This window comes from Streptomyces sp. NPDC001920, assembly GCF_053594495.1.
This window is the reverse complement of record NZ_JBSFEP010000013.1, coordinates 78,180-102,769: the sequence shown is the minus strand read 5'-3', so window position 1 is coordinate 102,769 and position 24,590 is coordinate 78,180. Positions and strand designations below refer to the sequence as shown.

Below are 24,590 nucleotides of genomic sequence, written 5' to 3'. Positions count from 1 at the left end.
GCGCCCTCGAGTGCTTCACTCCGCCCGCTCTCGGCCGTCCTCTGTCAAGTGAATCGCGGGGAGGTGGCCGCGAGTTCATCCGAAGGGGTGGCGAATGGTGGCGTTTCCGGGATCGCCGTGGATGGAGGCGTGATCGTAGGATTACCGTGTGTGCATGAACCCCGGGGGCACATGCAGGCGTGGGTATGCCGCAGGCAAGTCGACTTTCCGTTCGAAGGGTGACAACTGCCGGACGGGTGACCGTACTTCCCGGCATTCTGATAGGGCTTGGCGCACTCGGTGACAAGTGGTCCAAGGGATGGGGGCGTTCCAGTGAGCGGCAACAGCGGAAGCGGTACGAGCGCCGGTGGCGCGTCGCACGCTGACAGGCGCCCCAACGAGCTGCTCGCGTCCTGGTTCGTGCGCAGCGGCTGGTCGAAGGGCGAGCTGGCCCGCCAAGTCAACCGCCGCGCCCGCCAGTTGGGTGCCAACCACATCTCCACCGACACCTCGCGCGTACGCCGCTGGCTGGACGGCGAGAACCCCCGAGAGCCGATCCCGCGGATCCTGTCCGAGCTGTTCTCCGAGCGGTTCGGCTGCGTCGTCTCGGTCGAGGACCTCGGTCTGCGCGCCGCCCGTCAGTCACCCTCGGTGTCCGGTGTCGACCTGCCGTGGACGGGCCCGCAGACGGTGGCCCTGCTCAGCGAGTTCTCGCGCAGCGACCTCATGCTCGCGCGGCGCGGCTTCCTCGGGAGCTCGCTCGCCCTGGCGGCGGGCCCGGCCCTCATCGAACCGATGCAGCGCTGGCTCGTCCCCGTGCCGCCCGCCCCGTACCAGGAGCCCGCGTCCGTGCCGTCCTCCCGTGCGCGCGGGAGGCTCTCCAAGCCCGAGCTGGACCTCCTGGAGTCCACCACCGTGATGTTCCGGCAGTGGGACGCCCAGTGCGGTGGCGGCCTGCGCCGCAAGGCGGTCGTGGGGCAACTGCACGAGGTGACCGACCTGCTCCAGGAGCCCCACCCCGAGGCCACCACCCGGAAGCTGTTCAAGGTCGCCGCCCAGCTGGCGGAGCTGGCCGGCTGGATGTCGTACGACGTCGGACTCCAGCCCACCGCGCAGAAGTACTTCGTCCTCGCGCTGCACGCCGCCAAGGAGGCCGGTGACCGGCCGTTCGGCTCGTACGTCCTGTCCAACATGAGCCGCCAGATGATCCACCTCGGGCGGCCCGACGACGCGCTGGAACTGATCCACCTCGCGCAGTACGGCAGCCGGGACTGCGCGAGCCCCCGCACCCAGTCGATGCTGTATGCGATGGAGGCCCGCGCATACGCGAACATGGGCCAGCCCGGCAAGTGCAAGCGAGCGGTCCGGATGGCCGAGGACACCTTCGCCGAGGCCGGGGACTGGGACGAGCCGGACCCGGACTGGATCCGCTTCTTCTCCGAGGCCGAGCTGTACGGCGAGAACTCCCACTCCTTCCGCGACCTCGCCTATGTCGCCGGCCGCAGTCCGACGTACGCCTCGCTCGCCGAGCCGCTGATGCAGCGGGCCGTGGACCTGTTCGCGAAGGACGGCGAGCACCAGCGGTCGTACGCGCTCAACCTGATCGGCATGGCCACGGTCCATCTGCTGCGGCGCGAGCCCGAGCAGGGCACGGTGTACGCCGAGCAGGCCATGGCGATCGCCAAGAAGGTGCGTTCCGAACGCGTCAACACTCGTATCCGAAAGACGATCGACACGGCCGCACGCGACTTCGGCGACCTCGCCGAGGTCGTGGACCTGACGGACAAACTCGCCGTGGAGCTGCCCGAGACCGCGCAGGCGGTCTGAGCGCCGACGGCATACCTGGAACCCCCAGAACCCCGGCCGCGGCCGGCCCTCCCGAACTGCCCGACTCGGCTCCCCCATGCCAGGTCATCGGAAGGCCGACCGCGGCCGGATCCTTTTCCTTCAGTGAAGGTTGCGCCACGATAACGATCAGGCGGCCGCATATCCGCCAGTTCATCGACGTGTAACACAGCAGGCGCCCTTGTCACGGCGGCGAAACAACGAGGGGCTTCGACGGAAACCGCGCTGCGCCAATCTCTTGGCGCATAACCGGCCCGCCCCTCATTCCGCTCAGGCTTCGCCCGCACGGGGCCGTACCAATGACGAGGAGACGCCGATGGCTCCAGCCATCATGATGGCGGCAGACAAAGTAGAGCTGTCGCCCGCCAACACAGGTTTCATGCTCATCTGTTCCGCCCTGGTGATGCTCATGACCCCGGGCCTGGCCTTCTTCTACGGAGGCATGGTCCGCGTCAAGAGCACCTTGAACATGCTGATGATGAGCTTCATCAGCCTCGGGATCGTCACCATCCTGTGGGTGCTGTTCGGCTTCTCGCTCGCATTCGGCGATTCGCACGGCGGCCTCATCGGCTGGTCCTCCGACTTCGTCGGGCTCAGCGGAATCGGCAAGACCGAGCTGTGGGACATCTACAACATCCCGGTCTACGTCTTCGCGGTCTTCCAGCTGATGTTCGCGATCATCACGCCCGCCCTGATCAGCGGTGCGCTCGCGGACCGCGTGAAGTTCTCCGCGTGGGCGCTGTTCATCACGCTGTGGGTCGTCGTCGTGTACTTCCCGGTCGCCCACTGGGTCTGGGCGCCCAGCGGTGGCTGGGCCTTCAACCTCGGAGTGATCGACTTCGCCGGCGGTACGGCGGTCCACATCAACGCGGGTGCCGCGGCGCTCGGCGTGATCCTGGTCATCGGCAAGCGCGTCGGCTTCAAGAAGGACCCGATGCGTCCGCACAGCCTTCCGCTGGTCATGCTCGGCGCGGGCCTGCTGTGGTTCGGCTGGTTCGGCTTCAACGCCGGTTCGTGGCTCGGCAACGACGACGGCGTCGGCGCGCTGATGTTCGTCAACACGCAGATCGCCACCGCCGCCGCCATGCTGGCCTGGCTCGCCTACGAGAAGATCCGCCACGGCGCGTTCACCACCCTCGGTGCCGCCTCCGGCGCGGTCGCCGGTCTGGTCGCCATCACCCCCGCGGGTGGCGCGGTCTCCCCGCTCGGCGCGATCGCCGTCGGTGCCATCGCCGGTGTCCTGTGCGCCATGGCGGTCGGCCTGAAGTACAAGTTCGGCTACGACGACTCCCTGGACGTCGTCGGGGTTCACCTGGTCGGCGGTATCACCGGCTCGATCCTCATCGGCTTCTTCGCCACCGGTGGCGGGCAGTCCGACGCCAAGGGCCTCTTCTACGGCGGCAACGCCGACCAGCTGTGGAAGCAGCTCGCCGGTGTCGGCGCGGTCTTCGCCTACTCCCTCGTCGTCTCCGCTCTGCTCGCCTTCGTCCTCGACAAGACGATGGGCATGCGGGTCACCGAGGACGAGGAGGTCGCCGGTATCGACCAGGCCGAGCACGCCGAGACCGCATACGACTTCAGCGGCGCCGGTGGCGGTGCCGCCCGGACCGCCGCCGCCCCGGCCCCCGTAGCCGCCGCCGCGAGCAAGAAGGTGGACGCATGAAGCTCATCACCGCAGTCGTCAAGCCCCACCGGCTCGACGAGATCAAGGAAGCCCTCCAGGCCTTCGGCGTGCACGGCCTGACCGTCACCGAGGCGAGCGGCTACGGTCGTCAGCGGGGCCACACCGAGGTCTACCGCGGTGCCGAGTACACCGTCGACCTGGTCCCGAAGATCCGTATCGAGGTCCTGGCCGAGGACGACGACGCCGAGCAGCTGATCGACGTCATCGTCAAGGCCGCCCGCACCGGCAAGATCGGTGACGGCAAGGTCTGGTCCCTCCCGGTCGAGACGGCCGTACGGGTGCGGACCGGCGAGCGCGGGCCGGACGCGCTCTGACACAGGAGAACAGGAGCTGCTGGGTGTCGGGTACGCACGTACACAACGAAGCACAGGACTCGGGACCCAGCGGCTACGCGGCGGCCCGGCTGCGCCTCCTCACCGAGGGGGCGCGGTCCGGGCCGCCGCGCCGTGCCGCCCTAGCGGAGCTCACCGACGACTGGCTGACCGGCCTGTTCGCCGCCGGTGCCGAGGGGATGCGCGGTATCTCCCTGGTCGCGGTCGGCGGCTACGGCCGCGGCGAGCTGTCCCCGCGCAGCGACCTGGACCTGCTCCTGCTGCACGACGGGAGCGACAGCAAGGCGGTGGCCGCCCTCGCCGACCGCCTCTGGTACCCCGTGTGGGACCTCGGTCTCGCCCTCGACCACTCGGTGCGCACGCCCGCGGAGGCCCGCAAGACGGCCGGCGAGGACCTCAAGGTCCAGCTCGGCCTGCTGGACGCCCGGCACATCGCCGGCGACCTCGGTCTCACGGCCGGGCTGCGCACGGCGGTCCTCGCCGACTGGCGCAACCAGGCGCCCAGGCGGCTGCCCGAACTCCAGGAGCTGTCCGCCGAGCGTGCCGAGCGCCAGGGCGAGCTGCAGTACCTCCTGGAACCCGACCTCAAGGAAGCCCGCGGCGGCCTGCGGGACGCCACCATCCTGCGCGCGGTCGCCGCGTCCTGGCTGGCCGACGCCCCGCGCGAGGGGCTCGCCGATGCCCGGCGCCGGCTGCTCGACGTCCGCGACGCCCTGCACCTGACCACCGGGCGCGCCACCGACCGGCTCGCGCTCCAGGAGCAGGACCAGGTCTCCGCCGAGCTGGGGCTGCTCGACGCCGACACGCTGCTGCGGCAGGTGTACGAGGCGGCGCGGGTCATCTCGTACGCCAGCGATGTCACATGGCGCGAAGTGGGTCGCGTGCTGCGGGCGCGCGCCGTGCGGCCGCGGCTGCGCGCCATGCTGGGCGGCGGAAAACCGACCGCCGAGCGCTCACCGCTGGCCGAGGGGGTGGTGGAACAGGACGGCGAGGTGGTGCTCGCCCGTGCCGCGCGCCCCGACCGCGATCCCGTGCTCCCGCTGCGTGCCGCGGCCGCCGCCGCACAGGCCGGGCTCCCGCTCTCCCTTCACGCCGTACGGCGCCTGGCGGCCACCGTGCGCCCCCTGCCCACGCCCTGGCCCGCCGAGGCGCGCGAGCAGCTCGTGACCCTGCTCGGTTCCGGGCGCCCGACGATCGACGTCTGGGAGGCCCTGGAGGCGGAAGGGCTGATCACCCACTTCCTGCCCGACTGGGAGCGGGTGCGCTGCCGTCCGCAGCGCAACGCCGTGCACATCTGGACCGTCGACCGGCATCTCATCGAGACCGCCGTGCGGGCCTCCGAGTTCACCCGCCGCGTCCACCGTCCCGACCTCCTGCTGGTCGCCGCGCTGCTGCACGACATCGGCAAGGGCTGGCCCGGCGACCACTCCGTGGCCGGCGAGATCATCGTCAAGGACGTGGCCGCCCGGATCGGCTTCGACCGCGACGACGTCACGGTGCTCTCCACCCTCGTACGCCACCATCTGCTGCTCGTAGAGACGGCCACCCGGCGCGACCTGGAGGACCCGGCCACCGTGCGCTCGGTCGCCGACGCGGTCGGCACCCAGGGCACCCTGGAGCTGCTGCACGCGCTGACCGAGGCGGACGCCCTGGCCACCGGCCCGGCCGCCTGGTCGTCCTGGCGGGGCTCGCTCGTCGCCGACCTGGTGAAGCGGGTCGCGGCCGTGCTGGCGGGGGACGATCCCGCCGAGCCCGAGGCCGCCGCGCCCACCGCGGAGCAGGAGCGGCTCGCCATCGAGGCGGTCGCGACGGGCAGCCCCGTGCTGTCACTGCGCGCGCAGACCGAGCCACCGGCCCAGGAGCAGCCCGCGGGCGACCCGGAACCGCTCGGCGTGGAGCTCCTCATCGCCGTACCGGACCAGCCCGGCGTGCTGCCCGCGGTGGCCGGGGTGCTGGCGATGCACCGCCTGACCGTCCGCACCGCGGAACTGAGCGCCCTCGACCTGCCCGCCGGCGTCGACGGCTCCGTCCTGCTGCTGAACTGGCGGGTCGCCGCCGAGTACGGCTCGCTGCCGCAGGCCGCCCGGCTGCGCGCCGACCTGGTACGGGCCCTGGACGGCTCGCTGGACATCGCGGGCCGACTCGCCGAGCGGGACGCCGCGTATCCGCGCCGCCGGGGCGTGGAGGCGCCGCCGCCGAGGGTGTCGGTGCACCCGGCCGCCTCCCGGCTGGCCACGGTGATCGAGGTACGGGCACAGGACGCGCCCGGGCTGCTGTTCCGGATCGGCCGGGCGCTGGAGGACGCGAGCGTGCGGGTGCGCAGTGCGCATGCCAGCACACTGGGCGCGAACGCCGTCGACGCGTTCTATGTCACAGGCCCCGACGGTGCGCCGCTGCCCCGTGAGGAGGCGGCTTCGGTGGCCAGGAAGCTGGAGGAGACGTTGCGAGCCTGAAACAGGGATCCCGGCCACCTGCGTCGCCGGGATACCCTGGAGGGCGATTGCCAGCCGCCACCGACCCCGAGGACCGCGAGCGCCGTGTTCGATACTCTTTCCGATCGCCTCTCAGCGACTTTCAAGAACCTGCGCGGCAAGGGACGGCTCTCCGAGGCGGACATCGACGCCACCGCGCGCGAGATCCGCATCGCACTCCTCGAAGCGGACGTGGCGCTGCCGGTCGTCCGGTCGTTCATCAAGAACGTCAAGGAGCGTGCCCTCGGCGCCGAGGTCTCCAAGGCGCTGAACCCCGCCCAGCAGGTCCTGAAGATCGTCAACGACGAGCTCGTCACGATCCTCGGCGGTGAGACCCGGCGCCTGCGCTTCGCCAAGCAGCCGCCCACCGTGATCATGCTGGCGGGTCTGCAGGGTGCCGGTAAGACCACCCTCGCGGGCAAGCTCGGCCGCTGGCTGAAGGAGCAGGGCCACTCGCCGCTGCTGGTGGCCTGCGACCTCCAGCGCCCCAACGCCGTCAACCAGCTGAGCGTCGTCGCCGAGCGCGCCGGCGTCGCGGTCTACGCGCCCGAGCCGGGCAACGGCGTGGGGGACCCGGTCAAGGTCGCCAAGGACTCCATCGAGCACGCCAGGGCCAAGGTCCACGACATCGTGATCGTGGACACCGCCGGCCGCCTGGGCATCGACCAGGAGATGATGCTGCAGGCCGCGGACATCCGGGACGCGGTCTCGCCGGACGAGATCCTCTTCGTCGTCGACGCGATGATCGGTCAGGACGCCGTCAACACCGCGGAGGCCTTCCGTGACGGCGTCGGCTTCGACGGCGTGGTGCTCTCCAAGCTCGACGGTGACGCCCGCGGTGGCGCCGCCCTGTCGATCCGCCAGATCACCGGCAAGCCGATCATGTTCGCGTCGAACGGCGAGAAGCTCGACGACTTCGACGCCTTCCACCCGGACCGGATGGCCTCCCGCATCCTCGACATGGGTGACCTGCTCACCCTGATCGAGCAGGCGGAGAAGACCTTCGACCAGGCCGAAGCCCAGAAGATGGCCGAGAAGCTGGCCTCCAAGAAGGGCCAGGACTTCACCCTCGACGACTTCCTGGCCCAGATGGAGCAGGTCAGGAAGATGGGCTCCATCTCCAAGCTGCTCGGCATGCTCCCCGGCATGGGCCAGATCAAGGACCAGATCAACAACCTGGACGAGCGGGACGTCGACCGCACCGCCGCGATCATCAAGTCGATGACGCCGGGCGAGCGCCAGGACCCGACGATCATCAACGGCTCGCGCCGCGCCCGTATCGCCAAGGGTTCCGGTGTCGAGGTCAGCGCGGTCAAGAACCTCGTCGAGCGGTTCTTCGAGGCCCGCAAGATGATGTCCCGCATGGCGCAGGGCGGGGGCATGCCCGGTATGCCGGGGATCCCGGGCATGGGTGGCGGTCCCGGCCGCACCAAGAAGCAGCCGAAGAAGGCCAAGGGCAAGCAGCGCTCCGGCAACCCGATGAAGCGCAAGCAGCAGGAGCAGGAGGAGGCCGCACGCCGGGCCGCCGCCGCGCAGGGCGCAGGAGCCTTCGGGCTGCCGGGCCAGCAGGCCGGGCAGGACTTCGAGCTGCCGGACGAGTTCAAGAAGTTCATGGGCTGACGCTCGGATAAGTTCCCGGGCTGACAGCCCGAGGTGTACGTGGCCGAGGGCGCCCTTCCTGCGGGGAGGGCGCCCTCAGCGCATGCCGCGGAGAGGTATCTGCCGTAACGTCCAGATATGAGCAATGCCGCGCCACCCCGGAAGGCCCCTGACCAGCCGTGGCGCACGGAGGGCACACCTGAGGAGCCGCCCCCTCGGCCCGGAGGCCGACGCATACGCGGCCGCTGGTGGGGCCTGCTCGTCACCGCGGTGGTCGTGTTCCTGCTCGCCTACGTGGGACTGACGTACCTCGACCGCGGCAACGAGCCGACGATCTCCTACACGGAGTTCAGCAGGCAGGTCGACGCCGACAACGTCTCCAAGATCTACTCCAAGGGCGACGCGATCGAGGGCGAACTCAAAAGCGCCCGGGACAACCCCGACGGCGACGGCGACTACACCAAGTTCCGCACCCAGCGCCCCGCCTTCGCGGACGACGAGCTCTGGGCCCAACTGCGCAGCCACGACGTGACGGTGACCGCGGAACCGGTGGTGCGCGAGCGCGGCGTCGTGTCCAACGTGCTGTTCTCCCTGATCCCGATCGCGCTGCTGATCCTCGTCTGGGTCTTCCTCGCACGGCGGATGGGAGCGGGCCTGGGCGGAGCGGGCGGCATGCTCGGCCGCAAGGCACCGCCCAAGCCGGTCGAGCTCCAGCCGGGCACGGAACGCACCACGTTCGCCGACGTGGCAGGCATCGACGAGGTCAAGGGCGAACTGGACGACGTCGTCGACTTCCTGGAGCATCCCGACGCCTACCGCAGGATGGGCGCCAAGATGCCGCGCGGCGTGCTGCTGGCGGGATCACCCGGCACCGGCAAGACGCTGCTCGCGCGTGCCGTGGCGGGCGAGGCGGGCGTGCCGTTCTTCTCCGCCTCCGCCTCCGAGTTCATCGAGATGATCGTCGGCGTCGGCGCCTCCCGTGTCCGGGAACTGTTCGCCGAGGCCCGCAAGGTGGCGCCGTCGATCATCTTCATCGACGAGATCGACACCATCGGACGGGTGCGGGGCGGCGGCGCGTCGGTCAGCGGCCACGACGAGCGCGAGCAGACCCTCAACCAGATCCTCACCGAGATGGACGGATTCTCCGGCTCGGAGGGCGTGATCGTCATCGCCGCGACCAACCGCGCCGACATCCTCGACCCGGCGCTGACCCGGCCCGGCCGCTTCGACCGGGTGGTCAGCGTGGCGCCGCCGGACCGCGGCGGGCGCGAGGCCATCCTGCGGATCCACACCCGCGACATCCCGCTCGCCCCGGACGTGGACCTGACCCAGCTGGCCCGTACGACCCCCGGCATGACCGGTGCGGATCTGGCCAACCTCGCCAACGAGGGCGCGCTGCTCGCGGTCAAGCGGGGGCAGGACCACGTGACCGCCGCGGACCTGTCGGAGGCTCTGGAGAAGGTGCAACTGGGCGCGGAACGCACCCTGGTCATGCCCGAGGAGGACCGCCGCCGCACCGCCTACCACGAGAGCGGTCACGCCCTGCTCGGCATGCTCCAGCCCGGCGCCGACCCGGTCCGCAAGATCACCATCGTGCCGCGCGGCAGGGCGCTCGGGGTGACGATGTCGACGCCCGAGGTGGAGCGGTACGCGCACTCCGAGGGGTATCTGCGCGGCCGCATCATCGGCGCCCTCGGAGGCATGGCGGCGGAACAGGTGGTCTACGGCGTCGTCACCACGGGTGCCGAGAACGACCTCGAACAGGTCACCAACATCGCGCGCGGCATGGTGGCCCGCTGGGGCATGAGCGAGCGCGTCGGCCGGCTGTCCGCCCTGCCGAGCGACGCCCAGCAGGCGTACGGGCTCTCGGCCGCCCCGCAGACCCTGGATGTGATCGACGCCGAGATGCGCCGGATCGTCGACGAGTGCTACGAGGAGGCCTGCCGGAAACTCACCGACCACCGGGGTCAGTTGAACGCCCTGGCCGAGGCCCTGCTGGAGAACGAGACGCTGGAGGAGGTGGACGCGTACCGGATCGCCGGCATCACGCGGCTGACCAAGGAGAACCGGTAGGGCGGGGCCGCCACCGGAGAGCGCCGGCTCAGGGCACGCGCGCGATCAGGTACCGGAACACGTTCGGCATCCACACCGTCCCGTCCCGCCGCTGATGCGGATGCAGCGCCTCCGCCACCTCCTTGTCCACCTGCGCCCGGTCGGTCGCCGCGATCGCACCGTCGAACAGGCCCGTCGACAGCAGCCCGCGTACGGCGCTGTCGACGTCCGCGTACCCGAAAGGGCACGCCACTCGCCCGGAACCGTCCGGCCGCAGGCCCGCACGCTGGGCCACCTCCTCCAGGTCGTCGCGCAGGGCGGGGCGCCAACTGCCCGTACCGCGCTCGGGATCGGCCAGCTTCGTGGCGACCCGCAGCACCGACGAGGTGGCACAGCGCTCCGGTGGGCCCCAACCGGCGAGCACCACGGGCGCCCCTCGTTCGACGAACGGCGTCGCGTCCGTGAGCGCCTCACCGAGCCCCTCCGAGTCACCCGCGAGGCACCCGATGGGCTCGAACGCGGTCACCAGCGTGTACGCGGACGCCGGTGCGCCCGCCGCGTCCCGAGGCGTGCCGTCGACGAGCCGGGTGTCTGCACGCGCGCGCGTGTCCCATGTGTCGGGCAGCAGCCGCTGCCGCGCGAGCGCCAGCCGTTCGGGGCAGGAGGACTCCACACCGGTGACGGCCGCGCCTCTGGACGCCGCCATCAGCAGGGCGAGCCCACTGCCGCAGCCGAGGCCCAGCAACCGGGTGCCGGGTCCGACATCCAGTCGCTCGTAGACGGCCTCGTAGAGCGGAACCAGCATCCGCTCCTGGATCTCGGACCAGTCACGCGCGCGTGCACACAGGTCCACACGGGGTGCCGCTCCCGTATGAGGTAGGTGCTGACGCACGAGCGTAGGTGTCATCGAAAGCGCCCCAATCCGCCGAGAGTTGTCTCTGTGCCCGATTCCGTGGCCCCCGTGACATGCGCTCAGGCTCCCCCGTATGCCAGGAAACTCCGCAGCCGACGCCGCGTCCAGGGGTCGCGGGGCCCTGCTTGTGGCTTCCCCGTGGGCGTGGGCGGAATTCACATTCCGGAGGAACATGCCCGGCCGGACCGGGGCGAGCGGGCCGGGATCGTACGGTGTCTGGTCGCCACGGACGGGGCGGTGCCGGGGGCCGATGACGCACCCGGTAACGTCACGGTCGGGGTGCGCGCTGATCGAGGTGACGGCGGTGCGGCGAGAGCGGCCGAAACGCCTCTTGCGCATCGGCGGACCGCAGGGGCTACGGCGCGTGGACGCGGCCTACGCGCCGGGGCGTACGTGTGACTACGCACCGGCTTGGTAGGAGCTGCGAGGCTTCTCCGCAGATCGACGCACCCGCCCTCGTCGGGGCGCATCATTCGCAACTGACGGGTACGTGCAAAATATTTGGGATGGCCCGGAATCGGAACACAGCGGCACTCCGGCTCGTTGTCATTACGTGAGCACGACACAGACACCACCTGTTCTCGCCGCAGAGCTGGCGCAGGCGTGGGCCGACATTCAGCGGTACCACCCCGAGCTGCCGGATCTCGCCGCGCCAGAGTCCCTGATCGGGGAGTCGTCGTCCGCGTGCGGTCACGAGCTCTCCTTCGAGCGACTGCTTCATGAGGCAGTCCATGGCATCGCCGCCGCGCGCGGCGTCCGCGACACCTCCCGAGCCGGCCGGTACCACAACCGCAGATTCCTCGCCATCGCCGAGGAACTGGGCCTGGACCACCCCGAGGAACCGCACCCCAGCAGCGGCTTCTCCCTGGTCACCCTCAATCCAGAGGCCAAGCGGCGCTACCGCCCGACCATCGAACGCCTCCAGCGCGCGCTGAAGGCCCACACCGCGGCGACCTCCGCCGACACCAGCAGGACCTTCCGGGGCCCGGCGGCCCGCCACGGATCCTCCGGGGGCGGCGTCCGCGTCAAGGCGGTCTGCGACTGCGGCCGCAACGTCCGGGTCGTGCCGTCGGTGCTGGCGCAGGCGCCGATCGTGTGCGGCGGGTGCGGCAAGCCGTTCCGGATCCCGGAGGTGGTCGGCGCGGCGTGACGGGGCCCGCCCGGAATCCGGCATCTCGTGGCTGCCGGAACCGAGCCGCCGTTTCGCCGGGGTGCCGCGGCGCGCGAGCCGAAGGCGGCACCCCTCGCGCCGGGACACGCACCCGAGCCGTCGACCGCGGCGCCGGGTGCGGCCGAGTCGTGCCCGGACGCCTTCGCCGCCCCCTCGGCCGGAGGCGACCCGCGCGGTATGGCACAATGGCTAGCTGTACTCGACAGCCGCACAGGACCCCTCTCTCCTCCGGCTGACGCGTCCATCGGGCACTCGGGTACCGCAACCCCACGCGGCAGCTCTCGCCGTGCCCAACCACGTCAAATCCAGGAGAACCTACTCCCGTGGCAGTCAAGATCAAGCTGAAGCGTCTGGGCAAGATCCGTTCGCCTCACTACCGCATCGTCGTCGCCGACTCCCGTACCCGTCGTGACGGCCGTGCGATCGAGGAGATCGGCAAGTACCACCCGACCTACAACCCGTCGGTCATCGAGGTGGACGCCGAGCGCGTGGCGTACTGGCTGGGTGTCGGCGCGCAGCCGACCGAGCCCGTCCTCGCCATCCTGAAGAAGACCGGCGACTGGCAGAAGTTCAAGGGCGAGCCCGCCCCGGCGCCGCTGCTCGTCGCCGAGCCGAAGAAGGCTCGCCCGTCGTTCGAGGCCCTCGGTGGCGACGACGAGGGCAAGGGTGAGGCGATCACCCAGAAGAAGAAGGCGGAGAAGAAGGACGAGGCTGCCGCCGAGTCCGAGTCGGCCGAGGCCTGAGCATGCTCGAGGAGGCTCTCGAGCACCTCGTGAAGGGCATCGTCGACAACCCTGACGATGTGCAGGTCGCCTCGCGCAACCTGCGCCGCGGTCGCGTGCTCGAGGTCCGGGTCCACCCCGACGACCTCGGCAAGGTGATCGGTCGCAACGGCCGCACCGCACGCGCTCTGCGCACCGTCGTGGGCGCCATCGGCGGTCGCGGTGTCCGCGTCGACCTCGTCGACGTGGACCACGTCCGCTGACGCCGAACGCAGCACCGGCTCGGGCCGGGGAGGGCCACTGGGCCGTCCCCGGCCCGACGTCGTGACGAGTAGGAGATCTTCGAAAGTGCAGCTCGTAGTCGCACGGATCGGCCGCGCCCACGGCATCAAGGGCGAGGTCACCGTCGAGGTCCGTACCGACGAGCCGGAACTGCGGCTCGGGCCCGGCGCAGTCCTGCTCACGGATCCCGCCGCGGTGGGCCCGCTCACCATCGAGACCGGCCGGGTGCACAGCGGCCGGCTCCTGCTCCGCTTCGAGGGCGTCGCCGACCGCACGGCGGCCGAGGCCCTGCGCAACACCCTCCTGATCGCCGAGGTCGACCCGGACGAGTTGCCCGAGGAGGAGGACGAGTACTACGACCACCAGCTGATCGACCTGGACGTGGTCACCGCCGACGGCGTGGAGGTCGGCCGGATCAGCGAGATCTCGCACCTGCCCTCCCAGGACCTCTTCATCGTCGAGCGGCCCGACGGCAGCGAGGTGATGATCCCCTTCGTCGAGGAGATCGTCGCCGAGATCGACCTGAAGGAGCAGCGCGCGGTCATCACACCGCCGCCGGGCCTGATCGACGACCGGGCCGACATCGCCTCGTCCCGTGACGCGGAGGCCGAGAGCTGATGCGGCTCGACGTCGTCACGATCTTTCCCGAGTACCTCGAGCCGCTGAACGTCTCCCTCGTGGGCAAGGCACGCGCACGCGGCCAGCTCGACGTGCGGGTGCACGACCTGCGGGACTTCACCTACGACCGCCACCACACGGTCGACGACACCCCGTACGGCGGCGGCCCCGGCATGGTCATGAAGACCGAGCCCTGGGCGGACGCGCTCGACTCCGCCCTGGCGGACGGCTACGAGACCGGCGCGCACACGCCGACCCTGATCGTTCCCACGCCCAGCGGCCGCCCCTTCACCCAGGAACTCGCCGTCGAGCTCTCCGAGCGGCCCTGGCTGATCTTCACGCCGGCCCGCTACGAGGGCATCGACCGCCGGGTCGTCGACGAGTACGCGACGCGGATGCCCGTGCACGAGGTGTCCATCGGCGACTACGTCCTCGCCGGCGGCGAGGCGGCCGTCCTGGTCATCACCGAGGCCGTGGCCCGGCTGCTGCCCGGCGTCCTGGGCAACGCCGAGTCGCACCGGGACGACTCCTTCGCGCCCGGCGCCATGGCCAACCTCCTGGAGGGCCCCGTCTACACCAAGCCGCCCCAGTGGCGCGGCCGGGACATTCCGGAGGTGCTGCTCAGCGGCCACCACGGCAAGATCGCCCGCTGGCGCCGCGACGAGGCACTGCGGCGTACCACGGCCAACCGGCCCGACCTCATCGAACGCTGCGACCCCAAGGCCTTCGACAAGAAGGACCGCGAGATGCTCTCCATCCTGGGCTGGATGCCCGACTCGGAGGGGGAGCGGTTCGGCCGATTTTGGCGCAGGACCGACGGCGTGGAAGAATAGGTCGCTGTTGTGCGCCGTCCGGTGTGCGCCCCTGCCACAGGGGGACACGACGCCCGCCCCGACGCGCACGGCTCTCATCCAGAACATCTAGTTCCCGTTGATGACCTGTGGCATCAGCGAAGAAAGCAGACGAAATGTCTCACCTGCTCGACTCCGTCGACGCCGCGTCGCTGCGCAGCGACGTCCCGGCCTTCCGCCCGGGTGACACCGTCAACGTCCACGTCCGCGTCATCGAGGGCAACCGCTCCCGTGTGCAGCAGTTCAAGGGCGTTGTGATCCGCCGTCAGGGTGCCGGCGTGCGCGAGACCTTCACGGTCCGCAAGGTCTCTTTCTCCGTCGGCGTCGAGCGCACCTTCCCGGTGCACACCCCGATCGTCGAGAAGATCGAGCTCGTCACCCGCGGTGACGTGCGTCGCGCCAAGCTGTACTACCTGCGCGACCTGCGCGGCAAGGCCGCGAAGATCAAGGAGAAGCGCGAGAGCTGAGCGCGTTCGGGGGCTCGCCCCCGCGGGGCCCACAGCGGGGCCGGATAGCATCTGGCCCCGATGGACACCGAAGCACAGCCGACGGAGCGCGACCGCTCCTCCCGCCCTTCCGACTCCGAGGAGACCTCGGACACGCAGGGGCAGGAGGGACGGTCGCGTTTCGTGTTGGTGTCGCGGCTCACCGACTGGCTCCCGGGCGGCCGTATCAGCCTGACCCTGCTGGTCTTCCTCCTTCTTCTGCTGCTGCTCAACACGTTTGTGCTGCAGCCGTTCCAGATCCCCAGCGGATCCATGGAGTCCGGATTGAGGATCGGCGACCGCGTTCTCGTAAATAAGTTGGCGTACCGTTTCGGTGCCGAGCCGCAGCGGGGCGATGTTGTCGTGTTCGACGGAACGGGGTACTTCGGGGATGCCGACTACATCAAGCGCGTTGTAGGTGTGGGGGGTGACCGCGTGGTCTGCTGCGACAAGGAGGGGAGGATCCGGGTGAACGGCCGGTCGGTCGACGAGTCGACCTTCCTCCACCCCGGCGACGAGCCGTCCCAGGTGCGCTTCGACGTCGTCGTGCCCGACGGCGCCCTGTTCGTCCTCGGCGACCACCGCAGTGAGTCCAGCGACTCCCGCGACCGTCTGGGCTCGCCCGGCGGTGGGATGGTCCCGGTCGAGGACGTCATCGGTCGCGCCGACTGGATCGTGTGGCCCTCCGCCCACTGGACCCGCCTGCAGCGTCCGGACGCCTACGCGCGCGTGCCGTCGGGGGAGGGCGCGCATGGGTAACCGTGGCAAGCCCCGCGGCGTGCCCAGCAGCCCCGCCGACAATCTGCTGCCCACCGGCGCCCGGCGCGCCGCCAGCCCCTCAGGCGGTCGTACGCGCGCGGAGCGTCGCAAACTCCAGCGCAAGGTCAAACGACGCCGCAGGCGCTCCGCGATCAAGGAGATACCCCTCCTCGTCGGCGTCGCCGTCCTCATAGCGCTCGTGCTGAAGACCTTCCTCGTCCAGGCCTTCGTGATCCCGTCGGGGTCGATGGAGCAGACGATCCAGATCGGCGACCGCGTCCTGGTCGACAAGCTCACCCCCTGGTTCGGCTCCAAGCCGCAGCGCGGGGACGTCGTCGTCTTCAAGGACCCCGGCGGCTGGCTCCAGGACGAGCAGACGACGGTGAAGAAGGAGGACCCCGTCGTCGTGAAGCAGGTCAAGCAGGCCCTCACCTTCATCGGCCTGCTGCCCTCGGACGACGAGAAGGACCTCATCAAGCGTGTCGTCGGCGTCGGAGGCGACCGTGTGAAGTGCTGCGACACCCAGGGGCGGGTCACCGTCAACGGCGTTCCCCTGAACGAGGACTATCTGTATCCCGGCAACGCCCCCTCGGACGCGCGGTTCGACATCACCGTCCCGCCGGGGCGGCTGTGGGTGATGGGCGACCACCGCGCCGACTCCGCGGACTCCCGCGCGCACCAGGACCGGGACTACGGCGGCACCGTCTCCGAGGACGAGGTCGTCGGACGGGCCATGTGGATCGCCTGGCCGCTGGGCCACTGGACCTCTCTGGACGAACCGAAGACCTACGCCACCGTGTCCGACTCGGCGACCGGGTCGACCGCGGCTCCCCAGCTGTCGCATAGGGTTGCTTCCGACGATTCGAACGGAACGATCCAGCTCCCGAGCCCTGCGGAACTCCCGCTCGTTATGGGAGTGGTGGGCCTGCGCCGTGTTTGGGGCAGGCAGCGGCACAGAGTGAGGAGTTGGCGTGGGGGATGTTGCGGTTGGCGCACGGTCCGGACACGACGGCGAGGAGCACCGCGGACGCCCCGTGGGAGCGGCCGCCCCGGCCACGGACGGCGCCGTGACCTCCGGGAATGACCACCCCGGAGCGGCTGGTGGCGGCAGAGGGTCGGGCGAGCAGCCCCCGGCCGGAGGTGAGGGGCCGGGCGGGGCAGCACCGAGCCCCAAGAAGCAGCGCTCCTTCTGGAAGGAGCTGCCCATCCTGATCGGTATCGCGCTCGTCCTCGCGCTGCTGATCAAGACCTTCCTGGTGCAGGCGTTCTCCATCCCCTCCGACTCGATGCAGAACACCCTCCAACAGGGTGACCGCGTCCTGGTCGACAAGCTCACTCCCTGGTTCGGCTCCGAGCCCGAGCGCGGCGAGGTCGTCGTCTTCCACGACCCCGACAACTGGCTCGCGGGCGAGCCCACCCCGGATCCCAACGCCCTGCAGACCTTCCTCAGCTGGATCGGCCTGATGCCCTCCGCGGAGGAGAAGGACCTCATCAAGCGTGTGGTCGGCGTCGGCGGTGACACGGTCGAGTGCAAGAACACCGGCCCGCTGAAGGTCAACGGCAAGGCGCTGGACGAGCCGTACGTCTACCCCGGCAACACGCCGTGCAGCGTGGACGACCAGGGTGGCCAGTTCAAGGTGAAGGTGCCCGAGGGCTACATCTGGGTCATGGGCGACCACCGCCAGAACTCCCGCGACTCGCGCTACAACCAGGCCGACAAGAACCACGGCATGGTCCCCGTCGACAAGGTCGTCGGCCGCGCCATCGTGATCGCCTGGCCGGTCAACCGCTGGGACAACCTGCCGGTCCCGGACACCTTCGAGCAGGACCTGAACGCCCGGTCCGCCGCGCTCACGGTGGCGCCGCAGGGGCTCGCCCTGGCCGGTGCGGTGCCGCTGGTGCTGTGGCGCCGCCAGCGCGGCAAGGCGGTGGACCGGACCCGCTGACCCGCGCGGGGCGGACCAGGTCGGCAAGGGCTTGGGAAAGCTTTGGTGAGGTGGTGGCCCCGGGCGCTCGGGAGGGGCTGCCGGGGGTCGGTACCGCCGGGTAGGGTGCGGACCCATGGGTGGCGAGAGCACGATACGTACGGTGCCGCACGACGGTGGCGCGAGCAGTGGCCCGGCGGGCAGCCGGACCGGACAGCGGTTGTCCGGGCTGGCCGTGGCGCTGGGCCTTGTGCTGTTCCTGGGCGGATTCGCCTGGGGAGCGGTGGTCTACCGGCCGTACACCGTGCCCACCGGTTCGATGGCGCCGACGATCGATGCGGGGGAGCGGGTCCTGGCCCAGCGGGTCGACGGCGGTGAGGTACGCCGCGGTGACGTGGTCGTGTTCACCGAGAAGTCCTGGGTGAGCAACGCGCCCGTGGTCAAGCGCGTGGTCGCCGTCGGCGGGGACGTCGTCGCCTGCTGCACGGACGGCAAGCTGACCGTCAACGGCAAGCAGATCGACGAGCCCTATCTCGCCGAGGGCAGCCTTGCCGGGATCGAGCACTTCCCGACCGTGAAGGTGCCCGAGGGCAGGCTCTTCCTGCTGGGCGACGAGCGCAGCGGCTCCCTGGACTCCACGGCCCATCTGACGGACGCCGCCGGCGGCACCGTGGGACGCGACGCCGTGTCGGCCCGGGTGGACGCCGTCGTCTGGCCCATGGACGGCATGCTGCAGCGCCCCACGGGTTTCGAGAGCCTCGGTGCGCTGTCCTCGCCCGGTCCGCTGCGGACCATCGTCGCCCTGATCGTCGCGGGCGCCGTGCTGGTCCTGGGTGGCGGGGCCTACGGCCCGATCGCCAAGGGGCTCGCAGGCGCTTCCCGCGCCCGGACGGAGCCCGCTGGTGCCCGCTGAGGCTGCGGACGTGGCGGACGGGCCGTACCGCGAGGAGAGCCCGTACGGCGACTCGTACGAAGGCGGATTGCGCAAGGTCGCGCGCGTGGTGCTGCTCGATCCGCGGGACCGCATCCTGCTGCTGCACGGCCATGAGCCGGAGGATCCGGCCGACGACTGGTGGTTCACCCCGGGCGGCGGGGTCGAGGGCGACGAGAGCCGTGAAGAAGCCGCCTTGCGGGAACTCGTCGAGGAGACCGGCATCACGGAGGTCGAACTCGGCCCCGTGCTGTGGCGGCGCATGTGCTCCTTCTCGTTCGCGGGTCGTCGCTGGGACCAGGACGAGTGGTACTACCTGGCCCGTACGACGCAGACGGCCACCCGGGCCGTCGGCCTCACCGAGCTGGAGCGGCGCAGCGTCGCCGGAGCGCGCTGGTGGACGTGTCAGGAACTTGCCCGAGCACATGAGACGGTGTATCCGACCAGACTCGCCGAGCTGCTGCGCACGCTGCTCGACGAAGGTCCCCCCGCCGGGCCCGTGACCCTTGACCCTGAAATCGTCTAGGTGCTGACGGGACTGGCGCACAATGGTGGGATCGCACGGCTGAAGGGGAACATGCCATGAGCGCCGAGGACCTCGAGAAGTACGAGACCGAGATGGAGCTCAAGCTCTATCGGGAGTACCGCGATGTCGTCGGTCTGTTCAAGTACGTGATCGAGACCGAGCGGCGTTTCTACCTGACCAACGACTACGAGATGCAGGTGCACTCGGTCCAGGGTGAGGTGTTCTTCGAGGTGTCCATGGCAGATGCCTGGGTGTGGGACATGTATCGGCCGGCTCGCTTCGTGAAGCAGGTTCGGGTCCTGACGTTCAAGGACGTGAACATCGAGGAGCTGAACAAGAGCGATCTGGAGCTTCCCGGTGGGTGATGGTCACCCGCAGGGGTGAGCGGGTTTTCCACAGTCGCGTACTTGTCCACCAAGATCCAACAGCTCGCTGAGTCGGCTTCATCGTTGGCGCCGGAGGTGGTGCCGACATGAACGCACGCAGTGCACTCGGCAAGTACGGCGAGAATCTCGCCGCCCGCCGGCTGGTCGAGGCCGGGATGACGGTTCTGGAGCGCAACTGGCGCTGCGGCAGGACCGGAGAGATCGACATCGTCGCCAGGGACGGTGACGTGCTGGTCGTCTGCGAGGTGAAGACGCGCAGGGCCATCGGGTTCGAGCACCCGATGGCAGCCGTGACCCCCGAGAAGGCGCAGCGGCTGCGCGGCCTCGCGGAACGCTGGATCCACGCGCACGGAGGCGCACCACCCGGCGGCGTCCGCATCGACCTCGTCGGCGTCGTCCTGCCCGAGCGAGGCGCCCCCGTGGTCGAGCACGCCCGGGGGGTGGCCTGACATGGGATTCGCGCGTACCTGCTCGGTGACCCTCGTGGGCGTCGAGGGCGTGGTGGTCGAGGTGCAGGCGGACCTGGAGCCGGGGGTGGCGGCCTTCACCCTGGTGGGACTGCCGGACAAGAGCCTGACCGAGAGCCGGGACCGTGTGCGGGCGGCCGTCGTGAACTCCGGCGGTGAGTGGCCGCAGAAGAAGCTCACCGTCGGCCTCAGCCCCGCCTCGGTGCCCAAGGCGGGCAGCGGCTTCGACCTGGCCGTCGCCTGCGCCGTCCTCGGCGCCTGCGAACGCATCGATCCACGGGTCCTCGCCGACATCGTGATGATCGGAGAGCTCGGCCTGGACGGGCGGGTGCGCCCCGTGCGGGGCATCCTGCCCGCCGTGCTGGCGGCGGCGGACGCAGGCTACGAACAGGTGGTCGTCCCGGAGTGCGCCGCGGCCGAGGCATCGCTGGTGCCGGGGGTCTCCGTACTGGGCGTGCGCAGCCTGCGCCAGCTGATCGCCGTCCTCGGTGACGAGCCGGTACCCGAGGAGGAACCCGACGACCTGGGGCGCCCCGATCCGCTGCTCGCCGGTCTGCGCATGCCGGGGACGGGCGCGGCCACGGGTATGGGCACGGGCGCCGTCCAGCCCGAGCACGGCCATGACCTCGCCGACGTGGTGGGGCAGATGTCGGCGCGTACGGCCGTGGAGGTCGCTGCCGCGGGCGGGCACCACCTGTTCCTCGAAGGACCGCCCGGCGCGGGCAAGACGATGCTCGCGGAGCGGCTGCCTGCCATCCTGCCCCGGCTCAGCCGGGGGGAGTCCCTGGAGGTGACGGCGGTGCACTCGGTGGCCGGAATGCTGCCTGCGGGAAAGCCTCTGATCGACGTGGCCCCCTACTGCGCCCCCCACCACTCGGCGACGATGCAGGCCCTCGTCGGTGGTGGTCCCGGCATCGCGCGGCCCGGCGCGGTGTCACTCTCCCACCGGGGCGTCCTCTTCCTGGACGAGACCCCCGAGTTCAGCAGCCGGGCCCTCGACGCCCTGCGGCAGCCGCTGGAGGCCGGGCATGTCGTGATCGCGCGCAGCGCGGGGGTCGTACGTTTTCCGGCCAAGTTCCTCATGGTGCTCGCGGCCAACCCCTGCCCCTGCGGCCGCTTCTCCCGGACGGACGACATGTGCGAGTGCCCGCCCTCGGCGATCCGCCGATACCAGGCTCGGCTGTCCGGGCCGCTGCTCGACCGGGTCGACCTCCGGGTGGAGGTGGACCGCGTCACGCGCGCGCAGCTGGCCGAGCGCGGGGCCCGGGGCGAGTCCACGGCGATCGTCGCCGACCGGGTGCGGGCGGCCAGGGAGCGGGCGTCGGCCCGGCTCGCCGGCACCCCGTGGCACACCAACAGCGAGGTCCCGGGCCGGGAACTGCGCAGCCGCTGGCATGCCGTGGCCGGTGCCATGGACGAGGCGGAACGCAACCTGGAGCGCGGAGTGCTGACCGCACGCGGACTCGACCGCGTCCTGCGCGTCGCCTGGACCGTCGCGGACCTCGTCGGCCACGACCGGCCCGACACGGCCGACGTCGCCCTGGCACTGCAACTGCGCACCGGCGTGCCGAGGGGCGTGCCCATGGCCATCGGGGCGATGACATGACCGGGGCTGCGGGGCCTGACCGCGAACTGCTCGGGCGGGTCCTTCTGAGCCGGGTCGTCGAACCCGGGGACGAGGCTGCCGGGCGGTGGGTGCGGGAGTACGGGGTGGGGGAAGTGGTGCGGCGGCTTCGGCAGGGGGCACAGCCCCTGCCGGGTGTGAGTGACAAGCGGTGGGACGGCCTGCGGGCCCGCGCGCTGTCGGCCGACCCCCGCCGGGACCTCGACGTCGCCCGGGAGGCCGGGGTGCGGTTCCTGCGCCCCGGGGACTTGGAGTGGCCGGGGCAACTCGATGACCTGGGGGACGCGCGGCCCATCGGGCTGTGGGTGCGAGGGCCGGCCAGCCTGCGGATGTGGGCCCTGCGTTCCGTGGCCGTCGTCGGGGCGCGAGCCTGCACCGAGTACGGCGCGCACATGGCGACCACCCTCGCCGGCGACCTCGCCGAGCGGGGATGGGTGGTGGTCTCCGGCGGGGCCTACGGCGTCGACGGCGCGGCCCATCGTGGCGCCCTCGGCGTCGGCGGTGCCACCGTCGCCGTGCTGGCCTGCGGGGTCGACCGTCCCTACCCACCGGGGCACACCCAGTTGATCAACAGGATCGCGGACCAGGGGCTGGTGATCGGGGAGCTGCCTCCGGGCGATCACCCGACGCCCAGCCGATTCATCGTGCGCAACCGGGTGATCGCGGCGCTGACCCGAGGCACGGTCGTCGTCGAGGCCGCCCACCGCAGCGGCTCACTGGCCACGGCTCGGGCCGCCCAGCGGCTGGGCCGGCACACGATGGCGGTACCCGGCCCCGCCACCAGCGGGCTCTCGGCCGGCGCCCACGAACTGCTGCGCGCCGACGCGGTACTGGTCACCGATGCCGCCGAGATCGTCGAACTCGTGGGTGACATGGGAGAACTCGCGCCCGAGCGACGTGGCCCCGTGCTGCCGCGCGACCTGCTGGAGCCGGGCGCGCGTCGTGTCCTGTCCGCACTGCCGGCTCGTCAGGCGGCGAGAGCGGACGAGGTCGCGCGTGGTGCCCGGACCAGCGAGGACGACGCGGTCGCGCGACTGTACGAACTCCGCTCACTTGGTTACGTCGAACGACACGGCGACGGCTGGAAGTTGACACGCCAGGCAGTGATGTCCGTTCGAGCCGGTCGACGTCACTGTTGACCGAGCGTGTTCGGCCGTACGGGGGAACACGGATGCCCTTGTGAATTCCCCCAGTTGGGGTGTTCGGGTGATCACGTAGAGCGATCGCCCTGCCCCGGTGGGGCGTCCAGCGGAACGTATCTGCGTACGGCTTGCGCTCCGCTCTTCGCGCACCGCGACTCCGCAGTCACGCTACGCTCACGGGGATCCCGGCGCAGGACGACACCACGACCCCCGAACGGCACCAGAACGACGTCAGACCGGCAGCTCCCCCAGGCCGCCCCAGTTCACGGCAGAACGGCACAAGGCAACGAATGCCCCAGCACACCTCCGGGCCCGACCGGGCGGCGCTCCCCCCAGCCGCCCGCGACGGTGGCAGCGTGCGACCACCCGCTCCCTCGACACTCGACGAGCTGTGGCGGTCGTACAAGGCGACGGGGGACGAGCGGTTGCGCGAGCAGCTGATCCTGCATTACTCGCCGCTCGTCAAGTACGTGGCAGGCCGGGTGAGCGTCGGTCTGCCGCCCAACGTCGAGCAGGCGGACTTCGTGTCCTCCGGGGTCTTCGGGCTCATCGACGCGATCGAGAAGTTCGACATCGACCGGGAGATCAAGTTCGAGACGTACGCGATCACGCGCATCAGGGGCGCGATGATCGACGAGCTGCGGGCACTGGACTGGATCCCGCGGTCCGTGCGGCAGAAGGCGCGGAACGTGGAGCGGGCCTACGCGACCCTGGAGGCGCGGTTGCGGCGGACGCCCACGGAGGCGGAGGTGGCCGTCGAGATGGGCATCGCGGTGGACGAACTCCACGCCGTCTTCAGCCAGTTGTCGCTGGCGAACGTGGTGGCGCTGGAGGAGCTGCTGCACGTCGGCGGCGAGGGCGGCGACGGTCTGAGCGTCATGGACACGCTGGAGGACACCGCCGCGGACAATCCGGTGGAGGTGGCCGAGGACAGGGAGCTGCGACGGTTCCTGGCACGGGCGATCAACACGCTGCCGGAGCGGGAGAAGACGGTCGTCACGCTGTACTACTACGAGGGGCTGACCCTCGCCGAGATCGGCAACGTGCTGGGCGTGACGGAGAGCCGGGTGAGTCAGATCCACACCAAGTCGGTGCTGCAGCTGCGGGCGAAGCTGGCCGGCTTCGGTCGTTGACCGGGCGGGGCGCGTCGTGGGGTTGCGCGGAGAGACTCCCGTCCGTGGTGGCACCTCCGTAAAGTGGTTGACGTGCCAAGGATTCGAGCGGCCTCCGTGGCCGAGCACCGGTCGATGCAGCGAGCCGCCCTGCTGGACGCGGCGCGTTCCCTGTTGTCCGAAGGCGGGACGGAGGCGCTGACCTTCCCGGCCCTCGCCGAGCGGACGGGACTCGCGCGCTCGTCCGTGTACGAGTACTTCCGGTCGCGGGCAGCCGTGGTCGAGGAGCTGTGCGAGGTCGACTTTCCCCTGTGGGCCGCGGAGGTCTCCACGGCGATGGAGCGGGAGTCGACGGCCGAGGGCAAGGTCGAGGCGTACGTACGACAGCAGCTCGCGCTGGTCGGGGACCGGCGGCACCGGGCTGTGGTGGCGATCTCCGCGAGTGAGCTGGACGCGGGGGCCCGGGAGAAGATCCGGGCGGCGCACGGCGGCCTGGTCGCGATGATCGTCGAGGCGCTGGCGGAGATGGGGCACCGTGAGCCTCGGCTGGCGGCCATGCTGTTGCAGGGCGTCGTGGACGCGGCCGTTCGGCGGATCGAGCTGGGGGCGGCGGAGGAGCCTTCGGCCATCACCGAGGCCGCCGTGGCCATGGCGCTTCGCGGGGTTGGGGGCTGACCCGTTCGGGTGGGCCGTTCGGTTGACCCGGCTCGGTCG

Annotated in this window: 24 protein-coding genes; 23 read left to right on the top strand and 1 reads right to left on the bottom strand. The window is 70.8% G+C overall.

The features are described 5' to 3' along the window. Positions 1–312: 312 nt before the first annotated feature. From nsdA to ftsH, 6 genes are all read left to right on the top strand, one after another. Positions 313–1,806 (top strand): transcriptional repressor NsdA, encoded by a 1,494-nt coding sequence (gene nsdA / locus ACWCPI_RS23030; protein ID WP_451039873.1) that lies wholly within the window; start codon positions 313–315, stop codon positions 1,804–1,806. A 334-nt stretch (positions 1,807–2,140) separates the two neighbouring features. Continuing rightward, a complete protein-coding gene (locus ACWCPI_RS23025; protein ID WP_451039872.1) occupies positions 2,141–3,487 on the top strand; it encodes an ammonium transporter in 1,347 nt (448 codons plus the stop codon). After that, positions 3,484–3,822 (top strand): P-II family nitrogen regulator, encoded by a 339-nt coding sequence (locus ACWCPI_RS23020; RefSeq protein WP_003997576.1) that lies wholly within the window; start codon positions 3,484–3,486, stop codon positions 3,820–3,822. Before ACWCPI_RS23025 ends, ACWCPI_RS23020 begins: the two co-directional genes overlap by 4 nt. A gap of 23 nt (positions 3,823–3,845) precedes the next feature. Continuing rightward, complete coding sequence (locus ACWCPI_RS23015; protein ID WP_451039871.1) at positions 3,846–6,293, top strand: [protein-PII] uridylyltransferase; 2,448 nt, start codon at positions 3,846–3,848, stop codon at positions 6,291–6,293. An 84-nt stretch (positions 6,294–6,377) separates the two neighbouring features. After that, a complete protein-coding gene (gene ffh, locus ACWCPI_RS23010; RefSeq protein WP_451039870.1) occupies positions 6,378–7,931 on the top strand; it encodes a signal recognition particle protein in 1,554 nt (517 codons plus the stop codon). A gap of 117 nt (positions 7,932–8,048) precedes the next feature. After that, a complete protein-coding gene (ftsH, locus tag ACWCPI_RS23005; RefSeq protein WP_451039869.1) occupies positions 8,049–9,983 on the top strand; it encodes an ATP-dependent zinc metalloprotease FtsH in 1,935 nt (644 codons plus the stop codon). 28 nt (positions 9,984–10,011) lie between these two features. Here ftsH and ACWCPI_RS23000 read toward each other — a convergent pair whose 3' ends face one another. Continuing rightward, on the bottom strand, positions 10,012–10,869 hold the full coding sequence (locus ACWCPI_RS23000; protein WP_451039868.1) for an SAM-dependent methyltransferase: 858 nt from the start codon (positions 10,867–10,869) through the stop codon (positions 10,012–10,014). A gap of 559 nt (positions 10,870–11,428) precedes the next feature. On the opposite strand from ACWCPI_RS23000, the gene ACWCPI_RS22995 reads away from it, so the two are divergent. The 17 genes from ACWCPI_RS22995 to ACWCPI_RS22915 all read left to right on the top strand — a co-directional run bounded on the left by ACWCPI_RS22995 (position 11,429) and on the right by ACWCPI_RS22915 (position 24,551). Next, positions 11,429–12,025, top strand: a complete 597-nt coding sequence (locus ACWCPI_RS22995) for a hypothetical protein (RefSeq protein ID WP_003997568.1) — start codon at positions 11,429–11,431, stop codon at positions 12,023–12,025. Positions 12,026–12,369: 344 nt separating this feature from the next. Next, complete coding sequence (gene rpsP / locus ACWCPI_RS22990; RefSeq protein ID WP_133046791.1) at positions 12,370–12,789, top strand: 30S ribosomal protein S16; 420 nt, start codon at positions 12,370–12,372, stop codon at positions 12,787–12,789. Positions 12,790–12,791: 2 nt separating this feature from the next. Beyond that, positions 12,792–13,031, top strand: a complete 240-nt coding sequence (locus tag ACWCPI_RS22985) for an RNA-binding protein (protein ID WP_003973401.1) — start codon at positions 12,792–12,794, stop codon at positions 13,029–13,031. Between the two features lie 85 nt (positions 13,032–13,116). Further along, positions 13,117–13,668 (top strand): ribosome maturation factor RimM, encoded by a 552-nt coding sequence (gene rimM / locus ACWCPI_RS22980; RefSeq protein ID WP_451039867.1) that lies wholly within the window; start codon positions 13,117–13,119, stop codon positions 13,666–13,668. Then, a complete protein-coding gene (gene trmD, locus ACWCPI_RS22975) occupies positions 13,668–14,501 on the top strand; it encodes a tRNA (guanosine(37)-N1)-methyltransferase TrmD (protein ID WP_451039866.1) in 834 nt (277 codons plus the stop codon). The genes rimM and trmD overlap by 1 nt, the downstream gene beginning before the upstream one ends. A gap of 134 nt (positions 14,502–14,635) precedes the next feature. Next, positions 14,636–14,986, top strand: coding sequence for a 50S ribosomal protein L19 (rplS, locus tag ACWCPI_RS22970; protein WP_019760519.1), 351 nt, complete (start codon positions 14,636–14,638; stop codon positions 14,984–14,986). Positions 14,987–15,046: 60 nt separating this feature from the next. Then, the gene (lepB, locus tag ACWCPI_RS22965; protein ID WP_451039865.1) at positions 15,047–15,763 is read left to right on the top strand and encodes a signal peptidase I; all 717 of its coding nucleotides are present in this window, start codon (positions 15,047–15,049) and stop codon (positions 15,761–15,763) included. Continuing rightward, the gene (gene lepB, locus ACWCPI_RS22960) at positions 15,756–16,847 is read left to right on the top strand and encodes a signal peptidase I (protein ID WP_451039864.1); all 1,092 of its coding nucleotides are present in this window, start codon (positions 15,756–15,758) and stop codon (positions 16,845–16,847) included. Before lepB (ACWCPI_RS22965) ends, lepB (ACWCPI_RS22960) begins: the two co-directional genes overlap by 8 nt. Continuing rightward, positions 16,735–17,709 (top strand): signal peptidase I, encoded by a 975-nt coding sequence (gene lepB, locus ACWCPI_RS22955; protein WP_451039863.1) that lies wholly within the window; start codon positions 16,735–16,737, stop codon positions 17,707–17,709. Before lepB (ACWCPI_RS22960) ends, lepB (ACWCPI_RS22955) begins: the two co-directional genes overlap by 113 nt. 115 nt (positions 17,710–17,824) lie before the next feature. Next, a complete protein-coding gene (gene lepB / locus ACWCPI_RS22950; RefSeq protein ID WP_451039862.1) occupies positions 17,825–18,601 on the top strand; it encodes a signal peptidase I in 777 nt (258 codons plus the stop codon). Continuing rightward, positions 18,591–19,145 (top strand): NUDIX hydrolase, encoded by a 555-nt coding sequence (locus ACWCPI_RS22945; protein WP_451039861.1) that lies wholly within the window; start codon positions 18,591–18,593, stop codon positions 19,143–19,145. The genes lepB (ACWCPI_RS22950) and ACWCPI_RS22945 overlap by 11 nt, the downstream gene beginning before the upstream one ends. 56 nt (positions 19,146–19,201) lie before the next feature. Beyond that, complete coding sequence (locus tag ACWCPI_RS22940) at positions 19,202–19,510, top strand: DUF2469 domain-containing protein (protein ID WP_003965949.1); 309 nt, start codon at positions 19,202–19,204, stop codon at positions 19,508–19,510. Between the two features lie 107 nt (positions 19,511–19,617). Next, positions 19,618–19,980 carry a YraN family protein gene (locus ACWCPI_RS22935; RefSeq protein ID WP_451039860.1) on the top strand — a complete coding sequence of 121 codons (363 nt, stop codon included), beginning with the start codon at positions 19,618–19,620 and terminating at the stop codon, positions 19,978–19,980. A gap of 1 nt (position 19,981) precedes the next feature. Next, positions 19,982–21,604, top strand: coding sequence for a YifB family Mg chelatase-like AAA ATPase (locus ACWCPI_RS22930; RefSeq protein WP_451039859.1), 1,623 nt, complete (start codon positions 19,982–19,984; stop codon positions 21,602–21,604). Beyond that, complete coding sequence (gene dprA, locus ACWCPI_RS22925; protein ID WP_451039858.1) at positions 21,601–22,761, top strand: DNA-processing protein DprA; 1,161 nt, start codon at positions 21,601–21,603, stop codon at positions 22,759–22,761. The genes ACWCPI_RS22930 and dprA overlap by 4 nt, the downstream gene beginning before the upstream one ends. A 293-nt stretch (positions 22,762–23,054) precedes the next feature. Next, complete coding sequence (gene whiG / locus ACWCPI_RS22920; RefSeq protein WP_388800862.1) at positions 23,055–23,897, top strand: RNA polymerase sigma factor WhiG; 843 nt, start codon at positions 23,055–23,057, stop codon at positions 23,895–23,897. A gap of 96 nt (positions 23,898–23,993) precedes the next feature. After that, positions 23,994–24,551: a TetR/AcrR family transcriptional regulator gene (locus ACWCPI_RS22915; protein ID WP_019755150.1), complete on the top strand. Its 558-nt coding sequence runs from the start codon at positions 23,994–23,996 to the stop codon at positions 24,549–24,551. The last annotated feature ends 39 nt before the right edge of the window (positions 24,552–24,590 follow it).